The organism is Ruegeria sp. YTSC003 (genome assembly GCF_059609785.1).
The window spans coordinates 198,890-217,485 of the sequence record NZ_JBXWMK010000001.1 but is presented as its reverse complement, the minus strand read 5'-3'; the positions used below and the strand labels follow the sequence as shown (position 1 = coordinate 217,485).

The 18,596-nt window shown below is 58.7% G+C and carries 18 protein-coding genes; 17 read left to right on the top strand and 1 reads right to left on the bottom strand.

The window, feature by feature from the left end:
• The 8 genes from rsmH to AC2FFH_RS01040 all read left to right on the top strand — a co-directional run bounded on the left by rsmH (position 1) and on the right by AC2FFH_RS01040 (position 9,185).
• Complete coding sequence (gene rsmH / locus AC2FFH_RS01075) at positions 1 to 993, top strand: 16S rRNA (cytosine(1402)-N(4))-methyltransferase RsmH (protein WP_496767953.1); 993 nt, start codon at positions 1 to 3, stop codon at positions 991 to 993.
• Positions 990 to 1,358: a cell division protein FtsL gene (gene ftsL, locus AC2FFH_RS01070; protein ID WP_058274326.1), complete on the top strand. Its 369-nt coding sequence runs from the start codon at positions 990 to 992 to the stop codon at positions 1,356 to 1,358. Before rsmH ends, ftsL begins: the two co-directional genes overlap by 4 nt.
• Positions 1,355 to 3,142 (top strand): peptidoglycan D,D-transpeptidase FtsI family protein, encoded by a 1,788-nt coding sequence (locus tag AC2FFH_RS01065; RefSeq protein WP_058274327.1) that lies wholly within the window; start codon positions 1,355 to 1,357, stop codon positions 3,140 to 3,142. The genes ftsL and AC2FFH_RS01065 overlap by 4 nt, the downstream gene beginning before the upstream one ends.
• 21 nt (positions 3,143 to 3,163) lie before the next feature.
• Complete coding sequence (locus AC2FFH_RS01060) at positions 3,164 to 4,645, top strand: UDP-N-acetylmuramoyl-L-alanyl-D-glutamate--2,6-diaminopimelate ligase (RefSeq protein WP_496843544.1); 1,482 nt, start codon at positions 3,164 to 3,166, stop codon at positions 4,643 to 4,645.
• Positions 4,642 to 6,033, top strand: coding sequence for a UDP-N-acetylmuramoyl-tripeptide--D-alanyl-D-alanine ligase (locus AC2FFH_RS01055; RefSeq protein ID WP_496767956.1), 1,392 nt, complete (start codon positions 4,642 to 4,644; stop codon positions 6,031 to 6,033). Before AC2FFH_RS01060 ends, AC2FFH_RS01055 begins: the two co-directional genes overlap by 4 nt.
• A gap of 39 nt (positions 6,034 to 6,072) precedes the next feature.
• Positions 6,073 to 7,155 (top strand): phospho-N-acetylmuramoyl-pentapeptide-transferase, encoded by a 1,083-nt coding sequence (gene mraY / locus AC2FFH_RS01050; RefSeq protein ID WP_108859445.1) that lies wholly within the window; start codon positions 6,073 to 6,075, stop codon positions 7,153 to 7,155.
• A 149-nt stretch (positions 7,156 to 7,304) separates the two neighbouring features.
• Complete coding sequence (murD, locus tag AC2FFH_RS01045; RefSeq protein ID WP_496767958.1) at positions 7,305 to 8,705, top strand: UDP-N-acetylmuramoyl-L-alanine--D-glutamate ligase; 1,401 nt, start codon at positions 7,305 to 7,307, stop codon at positions 8,703 to 8,705.
• 99 nt (positions 8,706 to 8,804) lie between these two features.
• A complete protein-coding gene (locus AC2FFH_RS01040) occupies positions 8,805 to 9,185 on the top strand; it encodes a glycine zipper family protein (RefSeq protein ID WP_058274332.1) in 381 nt (126 codons plus the stop codon).
• On the opposite strand, the gene AC2FFH_RS01035 is transcribed toward AC2FFH_RS01040, so the two are convergent.
• The gene (locus AC2FFH_RS01035) at positions 9,182 to 10,363 is read right to left on the bottom strand and encodes a BaiN/RdsA family NAD(P)/FAD-dependent oxidoreductase (RefSeq protein ID WP_496767960.1); all 1,182 of its coding nucleotides are present in this window, start codon (positions 10,361 to 10,363) and stop codon (positions 9,182 to 9,184) included. The genes AC2FFH_RS01040 and AC2FFH_RS01035 overlap by 4 nt on opposite strands.
• 219 nt (positions 10,364 to 10,582) lie before the next feature.
• On the opposite strand from AC2FFH_RS01035, the gene AC2FFH_RS01030 reads away from it, so the two are divergent.
• The 9 genes from AC2FFH_RS01030 to AC2FFH_RS00990 all read left to right on the top strand — a co-directional run bounded on the left by AC2FFH_RS01030 (position 10,583) and on the right by AC2FFH_RS00990 (position 18,589).
• Entirely contained in the window at positions 10,583 to 10,876 is a 294-nt protein-coding gene (locus AC2FFH_RS01030) for an antibiotic biosynthesis monooxygenase family protein (protein ID WP_496767962.1), read from the top strand.
• 169 nt (positions 10,877 to 11,045) lie between these two features.
• Positions 11,046 to 12,209, top strand: coding sequence for a putative lipid II flippase FtsW (gene ftsW, locus AC2FFH_RS01025; RefSeq protein WP_058279575.1), 1,164 nt, complete (start codon positions 11,046 to 11,048; stop codon positions 12,207 to 12,209).
• On the top strand, positions 12,209 to 13,306 hold the full coding sequence (locus tag AC2FFH_RS01020; RefSeq protein WP_496843543.1) for a UDP-N-acetylglucosamine--N-acetylmuramyl-(pentapeptide) pyrophosphoryl-undecaprenol N-acetylglucosamine transferase: 1,098 nt from the start codon (positions 12,209 to 12,211) through the stop codon (positions 13,304 to 13,306). Before ftsW ends, AC2FFH_RS01020 begins: the two co-directional genes overlap by 1 nt.
• The gene (murC, locus tag AC2FFH_RS01015; RefSeq protein ID WP_496724396.1) at positions 13,303 to 14,712 is read left to right on the top strand and encodes a UDP-N-acetylmuramate--L-alanine ligase; all 1,410 of its coding nucleotides are present in this window, start codon (positions 13,303 to 13,305) and stop codon (positions 14,710 to 14,712) included. Before AC2FFH_RS01020 ends, murC begins: the two co-directional genes overlap by 4 nt.
• A 76-nt stretch (positions 14,713 to 14,788) precedes the next feature.
• Positions 14,789 to 15,037, top strand: coding sequence for a DUF2484 family protein (locus AC2FFH_RS01010; RefSeq protein WP_496843542.1), 249 nt, complete (start codon positions 14,789 to 14,791; stop codon positions 15,035 to 15,037).
• Entirely contained in the window at positions 15,034 to 15,282 is a 249-nt protein-coding gene (locus tag AC2FFH_RS01005; protein WP_496724400.1) for a DUF2484 family protein, read from the top strand. The genes AC2FFH_RS01010 and AC2FFH_RS01005 overlap by 4 nt, the downstream gene beginning before the upstream one ends.
• Before the next feature lie 368 nt (positions 15,283 to 15,650).
• A complete protein-coding gene (gene murB / locus AC2FFH_RS01000; RefSeq protein ID WP_496843541.1) occupies positions 15,651 to 16,580 on the top strand; it encodes a UDP-N-acetylmuramate dehydrogenase in 930 nt (309 codons plus the stop codon).
• A gap of 102 nt (positions 16,581 to 16,682) precedes the next feature.
• Positions 16,683 to 17,606, top strand: a complete 924-nt coding sequence (locus tag AC2FFH_RS00995; protein ID WP_496734171.1) for a D-alanine--D-alanine ligase — start codon at positions 16,683 to 16,685, stop codon at positions 17,604 to 17,606.
• Entirely contained in the window at positions 17,594 to 18,589 is a 996-nt protein-coding gene (locus tag AC2FFH_RS00990; RefSeq protein ID WP_496767966.1) for a cell division protein FtsQ/DivIB, read from the top strand. Before AC2FFH_RS00995 ends, AC2FFH_RS00990 begins: the two co-directional genes overlap by 13 nt.
• Positions 18,590 to 18,596 lie beyond the last annotated feature (7 nt).

The following is an 18,596-nucleotide window of genomic DNA, read 5'->3' as shown; positions in this document are numbered from 1 at the left end:
ATGGCCGGCGCTAACATCCCTTCCGATAAACCTCATATTCCCGTTCTGCTGCGTCCATTGCTGGCAGCTGTGGCGCCCGTGTCAGGTGTCTGGCTGGACGGAACGTTTGGAGCAGGCGGATATACACGGGGCCTGCTGGAGGCTGGTGCAGATAAGGTCATCGGCGTGGACCGTGATCCGTTGGCGTTTGAAATGGCGGCGGATTGGGTCGGAGATTATGGCGACCGGCTTGTGATGCAGCAAGGTGTATTCTCACGCATGGACGAATACGCACAGGATCTGGATGGTGTCGTTCTGGATCTGGGCGTGTCGTCGATGCAGCTGGATCTGGCGGAACGCGGCTTTTCTTTCATGAAAGACGGCCCGCTCGACATGCGAATGAGTCAGGAAGGCGAAAGCGCGGCTGATTTGGTCAACACCGCGACCGAGGAACAACTTGCCGATATCCTGTATCATTATGGCGAGGAACGTGCCAGCCGCCGCATTGCCAAGGCCATCGCCAAAGCGCGTGCGGAAGAGCCGATTACAACGACTCTGCGCCTCGTCCAGGTCATCGAATCCTGTTTGCCGCGACCCAAGCCCGGGCAGTCCCACCCTGCAACGCGGAGTTTTCAGGGTCTGCGGATCGCAGTGAATGCTGAATATGAAGAGCTGTATCAAGGACTGATGGCTGCGGAACGTGCGTTGAAGCCGGGCGGGCAACTGGCAGTCGTGACGTTTCATTCGATCGAAGACCGGATGGTCAAACGGTTCTTTCAGTCTCGTGCGGGCAAGACGGGCCGGGCCAATCGGTATGCGCCCGAGATTGAACAGGAGCTGCCGCAGTTCACGCTCAAGACTCGTAAAGCCGTGGGGCCGGATGATCAGGAGCTGCAGGAAAATCCGCGTTCACGCTCGGCAAAGCTGCGCGTTGCAATTCGAACGGATGCGCCGTCGGGGGAAATTGATGCCCGCGCCGTTGGTATGCCGCAACTAGGGGGAAGAGCAAAATGAAGAGTGTTTTGTATGTGTTGACTGCTCTGTCCGTGTTCGGACTGGCGCTGTGGGCGTATCAGGAAAACTATCGCACGCAGCAGGTGGTGAAGGAAACGCAGAAGCTGCAGCGCGAAATTGGTATGGCGCAGGTGAAGCTGGCGGTTTTGAACGCCGAATGGGCCTATCTGAACCGCCCCGACAGGTTGCGTGAGCTTGCTGATCTGAACTTTGAACGGCTGGGCCTTTTGCCCCTGCGGGCCGAGCAGTTCGGTCGCGCCGATCAGATTGCCTATGCGGAAGATCCTGACCTGCCAATCGTCGATCCGATCGAGCTGCAGGCCATCACCAATATTCAGGCGCTGGGTGAGGTGCAGATCCCATGACCCGCACGCCACTGCGCCCTCTGGCCCGAATCCTTGACGCGCGTTCGCGGGGCGAGAATCCCAAAGCCATTGAGCGCGAAAATATCCGCAAGCGTCACGAAGACATGAAAGACCGCAGCCGCACTCGTGCTGAAGGCCGCTTGTTGGTGCTGGGTCTGTTCTTTTTCTGCGCTTTTTCGGTCGTAGGCGTCCGGATGGGCATGTTGGCCACGTCCGAAGCGCAAGAACCTGTGGCCTCGGCCCCGGGTGCAGCCATTGCGATGCAGCGGGCCAACATCGTCGACCGGGAAGGACGCATTCTTGCGACCAATCTGGATACTTATTCTGTATATGCGCAGCCGCCGCTGATGATCGACCCGATTGCTGCCGCTGATCAGCTTGTCGCGATCTTCCCCGATCTGGAAAAAGAACGCCTAGTCAAGGATTTCACTGGGAATCGCAAATTCCTGTGGATCAAAAAGCGTATCTCGCCCGAGCAGAAACAAGCCGTGCACGATATCGGTGACCCGGGCATTCTATTCGGCCCGCGTGAGATGCGGTTGTACCCGAATGGCCGTCTGGCGGCGCATATCCTAGGCGGGTCAAGCTTTGGGCGCGAAGGTGTCAGTGCTGCCGAAGTGATCGGTGTGGCCGGTGTTGAAAAACAATTCGACGACTATCTGCGTGATCCCGCGAATGGGACTAAGCCGCTGCAGCTCTCGCTGGACCTGACCGTTCAGGCCGCGGTTGAGCAGGTGCTGTTTGGCGGCATGAAGATCATGAACGCCAAGGGGGCGTCGGCGGTTCTTATGAACGCGCATACGGGCGAGGTGATCTCGGCGGCCTCATTGCCGTCCTTCGATCCCAATGATCGCCCACGCCCACCGACCTCGGGGTTCGATCCCTCAGACAGCCCACTGTTCAATCGCTATGTTCAGGGCGTTTATGAACTGGGATCTGTGTTTAAGATTTTCACCGCTGCGCAGGCGGTTCAGCTGGGTTTGGTGAATTCAAATACGATCATCGATACCTCAGGGCCAATGAAGATCGGCCGTTTCCCGATTGGTGAGTTCAACGGCAAGAATTACGGTAAGATCAGCGTCGCGGATGTGATCGTCCACAGCTCGAACCGGGGCACCGGGCGACTGGCGCTGCAGATCGGCGCGCAACGGCAGCAGGATTTCCTGGAATCTCTTGGTATGTTCGATCCCACCCCGTTCGAAATCGTCGAAGCCAAGGGTGGTGAACCGCTGAAGCCCAAAAAATGGGGCGAACTGAGCACGGTGACCATCTCATACGGTCATGGTCTGTCGACCAGCCCCATGCACCTGGCGGCGGGGTATGCGGCGATTGCCAATGGCGGGCACTATGTAAGCCCGACGATCCTGCGCAAAAATGGGCCACAATACGGTCCTCGGGTGATGTCTGACAACGCGGCAAACCAGGCGCAGAACATGTTGCGCCGGGTGGTAACAGATGGCACCGCCAGTTTTGGCGATGTGGCAGGCTATGATGTGGCCGGTAAGACCGGCACCGCGGATAAGCCCAAGCCGCGTGGTGGTTATTACGACGACAAGGTGATTGCGACCTTTGCGACGTTCTTTCCCGCTTATGACCCAAAATACGTCCTGATCGTAACATTGGACGAACCATCCATCCTTGCTTATGGCGAAAAGCGCCGTACGGCAGGCTGGACAGCGGTTCCTGTGGCCGCAGAATTGATCGGGCGCATTGCACCATTGCTGGGCCTGCGTCCTCGGGTTGAGCCTGAGGCCGGCGCTGCTATAACGCTGACCTCAAATTAGGCTGTCCAAACGAGGTGGGTCATGGGCGCAAGGACAAAGAAACTGAGCCAACTGGCCCTGACCGCCCGAGGTGGCACCAATCCTGATGTCACAGGGCTGGCGGTCGACAGCCGCGAAGTCAAAGACGGTTTCCTCTTTGCGGCACTTCCCGGTACACGTGTTCATGGCGGTGAGTTCATTCAATACGCTTTGCGTATGGGGGCCGCGGCCATCCTGACGGATGCTGAAGGGGCAGAGATCGCAACCGACGAACTGGCCGCATCAGATGCGGCGCTGATCGTGGTCGAGGACCCGCGTCAGGCGTTGGCCGGGTGCGCCGCGCTGTGGTTCGGAGCGCAGCCTAAGACCATCGTTGCGGTTACCGGCACCAATGGCAAAACCTCGGTCGCGACATTTGTTCGCCAGATCTGGACTGAACTTGGTCACGCCGCGGTGAACCTCGGGACGACAGGGGTCGAGGGCGCATGGACCGCACCACTAGCCCATACAACGCCCGAACCAATCACTTTGCATCGTTGCCTGTCCAAGGCTGCAGAGAACGGAGTGACTCATGCTGCGATGGAGGCATCCTCGCACGGGTTGGAACAGCGTCGCTTGGATGGGGTACAGCTGGCTGCGGCGGGGTTTTCGAACTTCACTCAGGACCATCTGGACTACCACGAAACGTTCGAAGCGTATTTCAACGCCAAGGCAGGTCTGTTTGATCGGGTCCTGCCGCAAGACGGCACCGTTGTCGTCAACATGAGCGATCCCAAGGGGGCTCGGGTCCTCCGGATTGCCAAAGACCGGGGGCAGAAGGTTTTGACCGTTGGGCTTGGGGAAGCAGACCTGTGCCTGATGAATCAGCGGTTTGACGCAACAGGTCAGGACCTGCGGTTCTCTTGGCAGGGCAAGATATTCCAAACCCGTTTGAATCTGATCGGCGGTTTTCAGGCTGAAAATATCTTGTTGGCCTGCGGTTTGGTTATTGCTGCAGGGGAAGAGCCTGAACACGTTTTCGAAACCCTGCCGCATCTCACGACGGTTCGTGGACGCATGCAGCTGGCCGCGACGCGAGAGAATGGGGCAGCGGTTTTTGTAGATTACGCTCATACACCTGACGCAGTGGCGACCGCGCTCAAGGCACTGCGCCCGCATGTGATGGGCCGCCTGATAGCTATTGTCGGCGCGGGTGGTGATCGCGACGCGACCAAGCGCCCGCTGATGGGGCAAGCCGCCGCCAACCACGCAGATGTTGTTTTCGTCACCGACGACAACCCGCGCAGTGAAGATCCGGCCACGATACGCGCCGCCGTGATGGGTGGGGCGCCTGAGGCCACCGAGGTCGGCGATCGGGCCGAGGCCATCTTGCGCGGGATAGACGCGCTGCAACCCGGGGATGCGCTTTTGATTGCGGGCAAAGGGCATGAAACCGGCCAGATCGTTGGCGATCAGGTTCTGCCATTTGATGATGTCGAACAGGCCAGCATCAGCGTGGCCGCACTGGACGGGAGGGTGGCATGACATTGTGGACTGCAGCCGAGGCCGCCGAGGCAACCGGTGGACGCGTCACTTCGGATTGGGCGGTCAATGGTGTGTCGATCGACACGCGCACCATCCAGCCCGGCGATCTTTTCGTTGCGCTAAAGGCTGCGCGGGACGGGCATGATTTTGTAGCGCAAGCTTTGGAGAAAGGCGCAGGTGCGGCTTTGGTATCCCGCATTCCCGAAGGCGTGGCTGAAGACGCGCCCTTGTTGGTGGTCGAAGATGTCCAGACCGGGCTGGAAGCGCTGGGTCGGGCGGGTCGTGCCCGAACCGAAGCGCGTGTGCTGGGCGTCACAGGCAGCGTTGGCAAGACGTCAACCAAGGAAATGCTGGCCACCATATTGGAAACGCAGGGGAAAACCCATGCCAGCGTTGCCAGCTACAACAATCATTGGGGGGTTCCCCTGACATTGGCGCGGATGCCGCGCGATACTGAGTTTGCTGTGATCGAAATCGGTATGAACCACCCCGGAGAGATTTCGCCGCTGGCGCAGCAAGCCCGCCCGCATGTGGCGCTGGTCACGACTGTGGCGGCAGTACACCTCGAAGCGTTTGAATCGGTGGCCGGTATTGCACATGAGAAGGCCGCAATTTTTGACGGTCTGACGGAGGACGGTGCGGCCATCCTGAACGCAGATATCGAGCATGTGGACATCCTGCGCGACTGTGCGCGAGATTTAGGCGCGAAAACGGTGGATTTCGGCCGCAATGGCTCCGACTACACATTGACCGATGTAATCCAAGAGGCTGACTCGGTTCATGCAAAGGCAACAGTCGCAGGGCGCCCGTTTGCGTTTGACGTGCAGTCAGCCGGCACGCATTTCGCCATGAACGCACTGGGGGCATTGGCTGCATGTGTCGAAATGGGCGTCGATCTGGATCAAGCCATTGCAGGTCTCAGCGGATGGTCGCCGGTCAAGGGGCGCGGGGTGCGCGAACAGATCGCTTTGACCGATGGCGGTCGGATCGAATTGCTGGATGACAGCTATAACGCTAACCCGACGTCGATGGAGGCCGCACTGGACGTTCTGGCCGCCGCGCAAGGTCAGCGTCGTATCGCTTTTCTTGGGGATATGAAGGAGTTGGGGCCGGAGGAAATTGCCATGCATGCGGCGATGGCGGATGTTTCGGCCATGCAACGCGTGGACAAAGTGCATTGCGTTGGTCCGCTGATGAAGGCGCTGCACGATGCACTTTCGGCGGACAAACGCGGGCTTTGGTTCGAGACCAGCACCGAGATGGCCGTGCATATGTCAGAGCTTGTTCAGACCGGTGACACTGTGTTGGCCAAGGGATCGCTGAGCATGGCATTGGCACAGATTGTTGACGGTTTGCGTAAAATGGGGCAAGGGGGCGCGCTTGATTGATGACCGCGCCCGCGACCTCAGTGTGAGAAAGGTTTTGTAATGCTCTATTGGTTGACCGCCCTGTCGGACGGAGGGGATTTTTTTAACCTCTTCCGATACATCACGTTCCGCGCTGGCGGCGCCTTTTTGACTGCGTTGATCTTTGGTTTTCTTTTCGGGAAGCCGCTGATCAATGTACTGCGCAAAAAACAGGGCAAAGGCCAACCTATTCGGGATGACGGCCCAGAGGGGCATTTTTCGAAGGCGGGCACACCGACAATGGGCGGGCTTTTGATCGTAGGCGCGCTGGTGACATCGACCCTGGTCTGGGCTCGGTGGGACAACCCTTACGTCTGGATGGTCTTATTTGTAACACTGGCCTATGCGGCGATCGGGTTTGCAGATGACTATGCAAAGGTATCGAAGCAGAACACTAAGGGCGTTTCGGGCAAAATGCGTATGGCGCTAGGGGTGATAATCGCAGTTTTGGCCTCGGCCTGGGCTACGCTGCATCATCCCGAGGCGCTGCAAAACCAGCTGGCTTTGCCGATTTTCAAGGATACACTGATCAATCTAGGCATATTCTACATTCCCTTCTCGATCATCGTGATCGTTGGCGCGGCCAATGCGGTGAACCTGACCGATGGTCTGGATGGTCTGGCCATCATGCCGGCGATGATCGCGGCCTCGACGCTAGGCGTGATTGCCTACGCCGTGGGACGGGTCGACTTTACCGAATATCTGGACGTTCATTACGTGCCGGGAACCGGTGAGATTTTCATTTTTACCTCGGCTTTGTTTGGCGCGGGCCTTGGGTTCCTTTGGTACAACGCACCTCCGGCTGCGGTGTTCATGGGCGACACCGGGTCGCTTGCGTTAGGCGGTGCTTTGGGTGCCATTGCGGTGGCCACCAAACATGAGCTGGTGCTGGCAGTCGTCGGCGGTTTGTTCGTGGTCGAAGCGTTGAGCGTGATCATCCAGGTGCTGTACTTCAAACGCACCGGGCGGCGCGTGTTCCTGATGGCGCCGATCCATCATCACTATGAGAAAAAGGGATGGGCTGAGCCGACGATCGTGATCCGGTTCTGGATCATCTCGCTGATCCTGGCGATGATCGGTCTGGCAACGCTGAAGATCCGGTAAAGCTCCCGCCAGGTTCAGCGGACCTGCGGTCCGCCTGCCACCTGTTGGGCCCGGCTCGCGCTGACGCGCGAGCCTTTTGCCACCCTTGCCATCAGTGATTTCTTCGGTGCAGTGTGGCGGCTAAATTTACGTCAAAAAAGGTGGGCAGTATGATCCCGGTCAAAGGGTTTTCAGGGCAGAAGGTTGCGGTTCTGGGGCTAGGCCGGTCGGGGCTGGCCACGGCGCGTGCCCTGCAGGCAGGCAAAACTGAGCCTGTGTGTTGGGATGACAATCCTGCCGCCCAGGAAAAGGCCAAGGCCGAGGGGTTCGTCTGCGTCGATCTGCGCCGTCATGGCGCTTTTGACGATATCGCCACGCTGATCGTTTCGCCCGGTATTCCTCATCTCTATCCTGACCCCAATCCAATTGTGGCTGCGGCGCTTGAGGCCGGTGTCCCGATCGATAACGACATCGGGCTGTTTTTCCGATCCTTTGCAGGGCCTGAGTGGAACAATTATGACTCTCCGCCGCGTGTGATCGCAGTGACCGGGTCGAACGGGAAGTCGACCACCGCAGCTTTGATTCACCATATCCTGACCGAAGCCGGCCGCGAGGCACAGCTGGCGGGAAATATCGGGCGTGGGGTGCTGGATATTGATCCGGGCGGTGACGGTTCGGTCGTTGTGCTGGAACTGTCCAGCTATCAGACAGAACTGGCCCGCGCCCTGACCCCGGACGTGGCCGTTTTCACCAACCTGTCGCCCGACCATCTTGACCGCCACGGCGGGATGGGGGGCTATTTTGCCGCCAAGCGTCGGTTGTTCGCCGAGGGCGGCCCGGACCGCGCCGTGATTGGCATTGACGAGAAAGAGGGCGCGTTTCTAGCCGGTCAACTTGCCGAAGGCCGCGCGGATGATCGCGTCATCCGCGTGTCGGTTGCGCGCAAGCTGACGGGACCCGGGTGGCAGGTGTTTGCCCGTAAAGGGTTCTTGTCGGAATACCGCAAGGGACGGCAAGCGGGCTCGATTGACCTGCGCGGAATCACGGGCCTTCCCGGCGCACATAACCACCAAAACGCCTGTTCGGCCTATGCCGCCTGTCGCGCGCTTGGGCTGGCACCGCGCGTGATCGAAGACGCGCTGCACAGCTATCCGGGCCTGCCGCATCGCAGTCAGATCATCGCCGAGGTAGGCGGTATTACTTATGTGAATGACTCAAAAGCCACCAATGTGGACAGCGCTCTCAAGGCGTTGAGCGCCTTCAGGAAGGTCCGCTGGGTCTGTGGGGGGCTTGAGAAGGAAGGCGGTGTCGCCGCTCTGAACGCAGCCGCAGACCAGGTGGTCAAAGCTTATGTCATTGGTCGCGAGGCCGCGAATTTCGCCATGCAACTAAAGGCCGATGCGCTGGTTTGCACCACCATGTCCGAGGCTGTTGAGCAAGCCATGAAGGATGCCCAACCCGGCGAGACAGTCCTGCTTGCGCCAGCCGCGGCCAGTTTCGACCAATACGACAATTTCGAGCAGCGCGGAGAGGACTTTGTAGCGGAAGTCAGGCAACGGCTTCCGGAATAGCCATTTGCAATAGACCGCCGGTTGGGCCAAGCTGCGATGCTATCAGCTTGACGCGCCATCATTATTGGTTTTGCTTGCCTGCAAATTCAACACGAGGTTATGACTATGCCATTTCGTAAGTTTTCTCTGATCCTGCCTGCCATTCTCGTTGCCGGTGCCTGCACCAACACAGGTGCCAATTATCAACCAATCGTCGACGGCCCGATCGGCCCGAACTACAACGTAGACCTTCAGCAGTGCCAACAACTGGCGGCATCACAAGCCAGCGTTGATGGCTCTACCGCAGGAAACGCAGCGATAGGCGCGGCAGGTGCGGCGGCTGTAACCGGGATTGTTCAGGACAGCAGCGACAATCTGGGCCGTGCGGCAGTTGCCGGTGCGCTTGTTGGCGCCGGCGCAGACGTGATTAACAAAAACCAGAACAAAGAAGTTATCGTGCGCAACTGCATGCGCGGACGTGGCTACAACGTCGTCGGCTAACTCTGCCCGGCGATTGCAATTCCTGCGGCGTGGCCCGAGGACCACGCCCATTGGAAGTTGTAGCCGCCCAGCCAACCGGTGACATCCACCGCTTCGCCAATCGCATAGAGGCCAGGGACATCCCTGGCCTCCATCGTTTTTGACGACAGGCTATCAGTGTCGATCCCGCCCAGCGTCACCTCGGCTGTACGATACCCTTCGGTGCCCGAGGGGGTGAGCTGCCAGTCGGACAGTGCTGCGATCAGTTCGGACAGCGCGGTGTCCGACTGATCGGCCAGATTGCCTGGCATGGGGATATGATGGCTCAGGTACTCGACCAGACGCCCGGGCAGGTGGCGCGCGAGTTCCGTGGTCAGCGCCTTGCGTCCGCCGCTTTGCCGCTGATCCCGCAGCAAATCTAACAGCGGCAGATCCGGGATCAGGTTTACGCGGACCGCCTCGCCTTCGCGCCAATAGGAAGACAACTGCAGAACCGATGGTCCACTAAGCCCGCGATGGGTGAACAGCAGAGCCTCGTCAAAGCTGGTCCGGTCATTCGACAGCCGCGCGGGTAGGGATACGCCAGACAGGTCCTTGAATTTACCATCCGAAAACGTAAACGGCACGAGCGCGGCCCGCGTTTCGGTTATCGTTAATCCGAACTGGCGCGCAATCTCATAGGCCAGCCCGGTCGCGCCCATCTTGGGGATCGACTTGCCGCCAGTAGCCAGCACGAGGTTGGTGCAGCTTAGGCTAAGCCGCTGCCCTTCACGTTCGAGGTCCACAGCAAATCCGCCATCGGTCTTGCGCAGGTCTTTTACGTCGGTCCGAATCCACAATTCGGCCCCGGCACGCTCGATCTCATCCAGCAACATCTGAATGATCTGTTTTGACGATCCGTCGCAGAACAGTTGCCCCAGCGTTTTCTCATGCCACGCGATGCCGTGTCGGTCGACCAGATCAATGAAATCCCACTGCGTGTACCGCGCCAGCGCGGATTTGCAGAAATGCGGATTCTGCGACAGGAAATTTCCCGGTCCCGCGTACATATTGGTGAAGTTGCAGCGCCCACCTCCTGAGATGCGGATTTTCTCTCCGGCAGCTTTGGCGTGGTCGATCACCAAAACGCGCCCGCCGCAATAGGCGGCGCACATCATACCGGCTGCACCGGCACCAAGGATGATCGTGTCATAAGTCATGTGCTGCGCATGGCTTGGATTAATTGGGAAGGCAAGGGCTAGACGAAAACACAAGTCGTGTAAGTCTGTTTGGTGGTGAGTCCTTGTCCTTTTTGCCAGTTCTGGGAAAGGGATTTAAAGCGGTCGCTGAGGCCTTTGCGAATTTGGCCGCGATATCATGTGTTAGAATGCTCGCGGAAAGAAAACTCATCTTGATGCACAGCACAGGAGGGCGGTTCAATGATCATGCGCATTTTCCAAGTCACAGTTCGACCGGGCAAAGAGGCGGAATTTTCAAAGTTCTTCCACGAGACTGCGATCCCTTTGATGCAAAGCACCGAAGGCATTGTTCAGGTCCTGCCGGGTGCTCCGCGTTCGGATTCACCGCGTGAGTTCAGTTTTGTTATGATTTGGAGCAGCCTGGACGCATTAGTAGCTTTTGTTGGTGACGATTACCAAAGTCCACATATCGATCCGGCAGAGGCCGAGTTGGTCGAATCCAGAACGATAAAGCACTACGATCTTGTAACCTAGGTGATCCGTACATCTTGGAAGGGAAAGCCCGGGTCGGATCACCGGCTTGAAGGTGTCAATTTCCCCTGTTGCCGTGTCATTCCGCTAGCCCAAACGCAAAAATGCCTGTAGACTCTCAGTCAGATCCTGAAAAACGGGACGTTAACGAGGCAGATAGTGGCGGTATCTCATGACTGAGATGGTGTATGGCGCGGTCCAGGACCAGCGCGGAGAACCGATTCTTCCGAAATGGTGGCGGACAATTGATCGCTGGACGATGTCCTGCGTTCTGATCCTGTTTGTCATCGGATTGTTGCTGGGGCTGGCCTCATCACCACCGCTGGCAGGGCGCAACGGGTTTGATCCGTTCCACTATGTCGAACGGCAGGCACTGTTCGGCGGACTGGCGCTGATTGCGATGCTGCTGACGTCGATGATGTCGCCGACACTGGTGCGCCGTTTGGCAGTACTTGGGTTCCTTGCCTCGTTTGTGGCGCTGGCCTTTCTGCCCGTCTTCGGAACGGATTTCGGAAAAGGGGCAGTGCGCTGGTACTCGCTGGGCTTTGCATCTTTGCAGCCGTCGGAATTTCTGAAACCCGGATTTGTCGTCGTGGCCGCGTGGCTGCTGGCTGCGTCGCAACAGATCAACGGCCCTCCGGGTCGGTTGTGGTCATTTGCGTTGTGCATTGCAATTGTGGCGATGCTGGTTTTGCAACCTGACTTCGGTCAGGCCTGCCTGATCCTGTTTGGATGGGGTGTGATGTACTTTGTGGCCGGCGCGCCGATGCTGCTGCTGGTTGGCATGGCGGGCGTCGTTGTCCTGGGGGGTATGTTCGCCTATTCGAATTCGGAACACTTTGCCCGCCGTATTGATGGCTTCCTGAACCAGGAGGTCGACCCGACCACCCAGCTTGGCTATGCCACGAACGCCATCCGCGAAGGCGGTCTGTTCGGTGTCGGCGTGGGTGAGGGGCAGGTGAAATGGTCCTTGCCCGATGCCCATACGGATTTCATCATCGCCGTTGCGGCCGAGGAATACGGGCTGATCCTGGTGCTGATCATCATCGCGCTGTATTCACTGATCGTTGTACGCTCACTGCTTCGGCTGATGCGCGAGCGCGATATGTTCATCCGCCTGGCCGGGACCGGTCTGGCCTGCATGTTTGGCGTTCAGGCCATGATCAACATGGGTGTGGCCGTGCGCCTGCTGCCCGCCAAGGGCATGACGCTGCCCTTTGTCAGCTATGGTGGGTCGTCGCTGATTGCAGGTGGCATCGCTGTTGGCATGCTGCTGGCCTTCACCAGAAGCCGCCCACAGGGCGAACTTGGCGATATTCTGCGCGGAAGAGGATAATGGGGAAACCTTACCTGTTGATTGCGGCTGGCGGCACCGGGGGCCATATGTTCCCGGCGCAGGCGCTGGCCGAAGCGATGCTGAATAAAGGCTGGCGCGTGCGCCTGTCCACGGATGAGCGAGGCGCGCGCTACACAGGCGCCTTTCCGCAAACGGTTGAGATTGTCGAGGTCGCCTCTGCCACTTTCGCGCGCGGCGGGCTGGCCGCTAAGGCATTGGTCGGCCCCAGGATTGCGGGCGGCGTCAGCAGCATGGCGTTCCAGATGATGCGGGACAAACCGGACGTTGTCGTGGGCTTTGGCGGATACCCGTCGATCCCGGCTTTGGGGGCCGCGACGATGCTGAAAGTTCCGCGCATGATCCACGAACAGAATGGGGTTCTGGGGCGCGTGAACCAATTGTTTGCCACGCGTGTTGCCAACGTCGCCTGTGGTGTCTGGCCAACCGATCTGCCCGAAGGGGCCAATGGAATCCACACCGGAAACCCGGTCCGCGCCGCCGTGCTTGAGCGCGAGGCCGCAGGTTACATCCCACCGGGCGACTATCCTATGTCTATTCTGGTTATGGGCGGCAGTCAGGGTGCGCGCATTCTCAGCGATATTGTCCCTGGCGCGATTGCTGCCTTGCCTGACGACTTGCGCAGCCATATCCGTGTTGCACATCAGGCCCGCGACGAGGATGGGGAACGTGTTACGGCGTTCTATGCCGAACATGGTATCCGGGCCGAGGTCAAACCTTTCTTTGACGACGTTCCGCGTCGCATGTCGGATGCACAACTTGTCATCAGCCGGTCCGGCGCATCCAGCGTGGCGGATATCTCGGTCATCGGACGTCCATCGATCCTGATCCCGTTCGCCGCAGCCGCAGGCGACCATCAAACTGCGAACGCGCGAGGATTGGTTCAGGCAGGCGGCGCGATTATGATCCCGGAAAACGCACTTGACGTTCCCGCGCTGACAGAGCAAGTCACCGCCGTTCTTACCAACCCCGAAGCCGCCCAAAAGATGGCCCATGCCGCCCTCTCGACCGGTGCCCCCGACGCAACTGAACGTCTGACGGCCCTTGTCGAACAACTGGCGCAGAAGGAGACCACATGAATCCTGCAACCAAACTGCCGCAAGACGTAGGGTCGATTCACTTTGTGGGGATCGGCGGAATTGGGATGTCGGGCATTGCCGAGGTTTTGCTGAACCTCGGTTACCGCGTGCAGGGGTCCGACCTGAAGGCGTCCAAGATCACTGATCGTCTGGCGAGCCTTGGGGCTGAGATATTTGTCGGCCAGCGTGCCGAAAACCTTGAAAACGCGGCCGTTGTTGTGGTGTCGACCGCGATCAAGCCTGGCAACCCCGAGCTGGACGGCGCCCGGGCGCAAGGCCTGCCGGTTGTTCGTCGCGCCGACATGCTGGCCGAGCTGATGCGCCTGAAATCCAACATCGCCATTGCCGGAACCCACGGCAAGACCACCACGACCACCATGATGGCCGAGCTGATGGTGGCCGGCGATTTCGATCCGACCGTCATCAATGGCGGCATCATCCATGCCTACGGTTCGAACGCACGGATGGGGCAGGGTGAATGGATGGTGGTCGAGGCCGACGAATCCGACGGTTCGTTCAACCGACTGCCCGCGACCATTGCCATTGTTACGAATATCGACCCCGAGCATATGGAGCATTGGGGTGACTTCGACCAACTGCGCGACGGGTTCTACGAGTTCGTCTCGAACCTGCCATTCTACGGTCTGGCTGTGTGCTGCACGGACCATGCAGAGGTGCAGACGTTGGTTGGACGTATCACCGACCGCCGGGTCCGGACCTATGGGTTCAATGCGCAGGCTGATGTTCGTGCGTTGAACCTGACCTACAGGGGCGGCGTGGCGCATTTCGACATCCACCTTCAGTACGAAGATAAGATGATCGAGGGCTGCACATTGCCGATGCCCGGCGACCACAATGTCTCAAACGCGCTGTCTGCAGTGGCCGTCGCCCGCCATCTGGGTATGAAGGCCTCGGAAATCCGTGATGCGCTGGCTAATTTTGGCGGCGTCAACCGCCGCTTCACTAAGGTCGGCGAGGTCGATGGCGTCACCATTATCGACGATTACGGCCACCATCCGGTAGAGATTGCAGCCGTTCTTAAAGCTGCGCGCCAGGCCACCGATGGGCGCGTGATCGCCGTGCACCAACCGCACCGGTACTCGCGCCTGTCCAATCTGTTTGACGATTTCTGCACCTGCTTCAATGACGCGGACGTTGTCGCCATCGCCGATGTTTTCTCTGCCGGAGAGGACCCGATCGAAGGAGCCAGCCGAGATGATCTGGTGCAAGGCCTGATCCGTCACGGTCACCGCCACGCGCGTGCATTGCTGAACGAAAACGATCTGGAGCGCCTTGTTCGTGAACAGGCCCGTCCCGGTGACATGGTTGTTTGCCTTGGCGCCGGTACAATTAGCGCCTGGGCCAATGGGTTGCCTGAAAGGCTGCGACAAAAACAAGCCGTTTGATGGAATGGACTCTCTAGCACTGCAACTTTAAAGTGTGATTTTGCAGTTGCAGCAATGATCGTCCTCGGAGGGGCAGTTGGTATATTCAGTGCTTTTTGCTGGCTTGTGGGTTTTGGCCTCAACGATCGTCGCCATGCTGCCAATGCGCCTGCAATTTCCGCCGGGCATTGTGCTGTTCATTTCTGCACCTGCGCTGATCGTCTGGCTGGGCCATGACTTTGGCTGGTTTTTCTCGGTGCTGGCTTTCGCCGCCTTTGCATCCATGTTCCGCAATCCCATTCGCTATTACTGGCGCCGCTGGACCGGGCAGGAGGTCGAGGAGTGAACTGGTCGATCGCCCTTGCCGCTCTGTGGGGGATCGCCGCAAATGTGCTGGCGATGATCCCCAGCAAGGACAACCATTGGACCCGCGCTTATGTCCTGATCGCTGTGGGGATTCCAATACTGGGTTACGTCACTTTGCAGAACGGCCCGTGGATCGGGCTGATCGTTCTGGCGGCGGGTATGTCGGTACTGCGTTGGCCTGTGATCTATCTGGGGCGGTGGGTGCGGCGTATGGTCGGAGAATAGAATTGGACCCCAGAATATTCGCGTTTCTCTGCGGGCTTACCTTAGTTTCTGTTATGGTCGCGATGTATTCGCATCTACGTACGAAAGCAGGCAAACTTCGCGGCCCACTCATTTTGATTTTGTTTTTGATCGCGTCGGGACTTTACGGCTTTGTTACCCGTATACATTTCGAGCCAGTATCTATCGATAAACAAACCGCAACGATAGACGCTTGGATTGTGATCTACGTGCTTGCGGTCTCCATTCCGTTGATTGCCGCCTTATGCGTTGGGTTTGTCACCGGGGGACTGCACCGCGTTCTGGCGCGGTGGAAGAACAATTCTAAGCAATTGGGTGACAAAACCGTTCAAGCAGATTACCAGAGCACCATGGATCAATTGCTTCCCAAGCCACGCGGCAAACTCTCGAAAAAACGGGCTCTTAATGACTTGACTTGGCTGCGTGTTGGCGGCCCGGCTGACTATTTGTTTCAACCTGCTGACACCGAGGATTTGCAGGATTTTCTCCGTGATCTGTCCGGCGACGTCTCGGTCTTTCCCATGGGCGTCGGGTCAAACCTGATCGTTCGCGATGGCGGCTTGCGCGCAGTTGTGATCCGATTGGGGCGGGGGTTCAATGCTATCTCGGTTGAGGGAAACATCGTCACCGCCGGAGCTGCCGCGTTGGATGCGCATGTGGCGCGCAAGGTGGCGGATGAGGGTGTGGACCTGACCTTTTTGCGCACCATCCCGGGCTCAATCGGCGGTGCGGTGCGGATGAACGCAGGGTGTTATGGCAGCTACACGGCAGACGTGCTGCGCAAGGCGACCATTGTCACCCGGCAGGGAGAGCTTGTGGAACTGACTCCGGAAGACCTGAATTTTCGTTATCGCCAGTCCGATCTGCCCGAAGGCGCGGTACTAATCTCGGCCACTTTCGAAGGTCCATCCGGCGATCCGGAAGAGCTGTACGCCCGGATGTCCGCGCAGTTGCAAAAACGCGACGAAACCCAGCCGACCAAAGACCGTTGCGCCGGGTCAACCTTCCGCAACCCGGCAGGGTTTTCTTCGACCGGGCGGGCGGATGATGTACACGACCTTAAGGCATGGAAGGTCATTGACGATGCGGGCATGCGCGGCGCGACGCGCGGCGGAGCACAGATGAGCGAAAAGCACTCGAATTTCCTGATCAATACCGGTGATGCCTCTGCCGCGGACCTCGAAGGTCTGGGCGAAGAGGTGCGAAAAAAGGTTTACGAAACAAGCGGCATCACGCTAGAGTGGGAAATCATGCGGGTCGGTGATCCGTTGACAGAATAAAGCCCTGACCGTCAGACCATAACAGGCAAATTAAGGCGACGGATCAAGGAGATAAACGCAGTACGGACCACCACATAAGGTCCGGGGACATTGAGGCGCACGTTGGGTATGTCGAGCAGGACAAACCCCAAAGTGGCGGTATTGATGGGTGGACCCTCGAAGGAACGCGAGGTGTCTCTCAGCTCTGGGCGCGAATGCGCGGCCGCCCTTGTGGGAGAAGGCTTTGAAGTAGTTGAGCTGGACGCAGGTCCTGACCTCTATGCGCGCCTTTTGGAAATCAAACCAGACGTTGTGTTCAACGCCCTGCATGGCCGCTGGGGTGAGGATGGCTGCGTTCAGGGTCTGCTGGAATGGATGCGCATTCCGTACACGCACTCTGGTGTTCTGGCCTCGGCGCTGGCGATGGACAAGCAGCGCAGCAAAGAAGTGTTTGAGGCCGAAGGCCTACCCGTTGTTGCCAGCGTGATCGTACCAAAGATTGAGGTAGTTAAGGTTCATGTGATGGAGCCTCCTTACGTGGCCAAGCCCAACAACGAAGGCTCCAGCGTTGGGATCTACATCGTGCATGAAGGGTCTAATGGCCCTCCGCAGCTGTCGCATGAAATGCCCGATCAGGTTATGGTCGAGAAATACATTGCCGGACGCGAGTTGACTGTAACGGTGATGAACGACAAGGCCGTAACGGTTACCGAGATCATGACCGATGGCGGTTGGTACGATTATGACGCCAAGTACAAGCCCGGCGGATCGTGGCATGTTTTGCCCGCTGACGTACCGACCGAAATTTTTGCCCTGTGCATGGACTACGCATTGCGCGCTCATTCTGCGCTGGGATGCAAGGGCGTAAGCCGTACGGATTTCCGCTGGGATGACAGTATGGGTGCCGATGGGCTTTTCCTTCTCGAGACCAACACTCAGCCCGGCATGACGCCGACGTCCCTGGTGCCTGAACAGGCCGCACATCTGGGGATGAGTTTCGGGCAGCTATGCGCCTGGATGGTGGAGGACGCATCATGCGACCGCTAAGAGCCACCCGAGCGCCTGTGGTTCACCGGCCCAAACAACTGACCGGTCCCGATGCTGATTTCGAATCCGGCGCACATACCGGAGTCGAACCCAAATTGCGGCTGCGTGGTATGTTTGGTGGCAAGGGCGATCGCCTCGACCCGGCCCCGTCTCGTCTCAGCTACCGCCTGCAGCGCTGGATGCTGACGCGGGGCGTTCGGCGCAGCCTAAAGATTGGCCTGCCGGTGTTTGCCGTTTGCGCCGCAGTTGGCATCTATTTCGGTTCGCAAGAGCGTCGCGATGCGGTAGTGGCCTATGTCATCGACATCAAGACTTCGATCCAGCAACGGCCAGAGTTCATGGTCAATCTGATGGCCATTGACGGGGCAGGGACCAACCTGTCCGAGGATATTCGTGAGGTCGTACCGCTGGATTTCCCTGTCAGCTCATGGGATCTGGATGTTGAGCAAATCCGCGACACGATTACCGGGCTGAATCCGGTCAAATCCGCCACGGTACGGGTGCGCCCGGGCGGCATTCTGCAGGTGGATGTTGTCGAGCGTCAGCCCGTCATCGTCTGGCGTACGCGCCGTGGGATCGAATTGCTGGATGAGACCGGCGCGCATGTGGAACGCATCGCGTCGCGCAAGGATCACTCTAATTTACCTCTGATCGCGGGCAAAGGTGCAGACGGTCACGTAGGTGAGGCGCTTGAATTGCTGACAACCGCCCGCAGCCTCGGCGGTCGTGTGCGCGGGCTGGTCCGGATTGGTGAACGTCGCTGGGACCTGGTTATGGACCGCGGCCAGCGCATCATGTTGCCAACCGAACGCCCCGTACGCGCGTTGGAACGCGTTCTGGCCGTGAATGAGGTGCAGGACCTTTTGGAACGCGACGTCGCGGTGGTCGACATGCGCCTTGGGCAACGTCCGACAATAAGAATGACCAAAGCTGCCAGCGAAGACTGGTGGAATACAAAAGTGACAGTGGGTAGCGAGCAGTAACGACCAT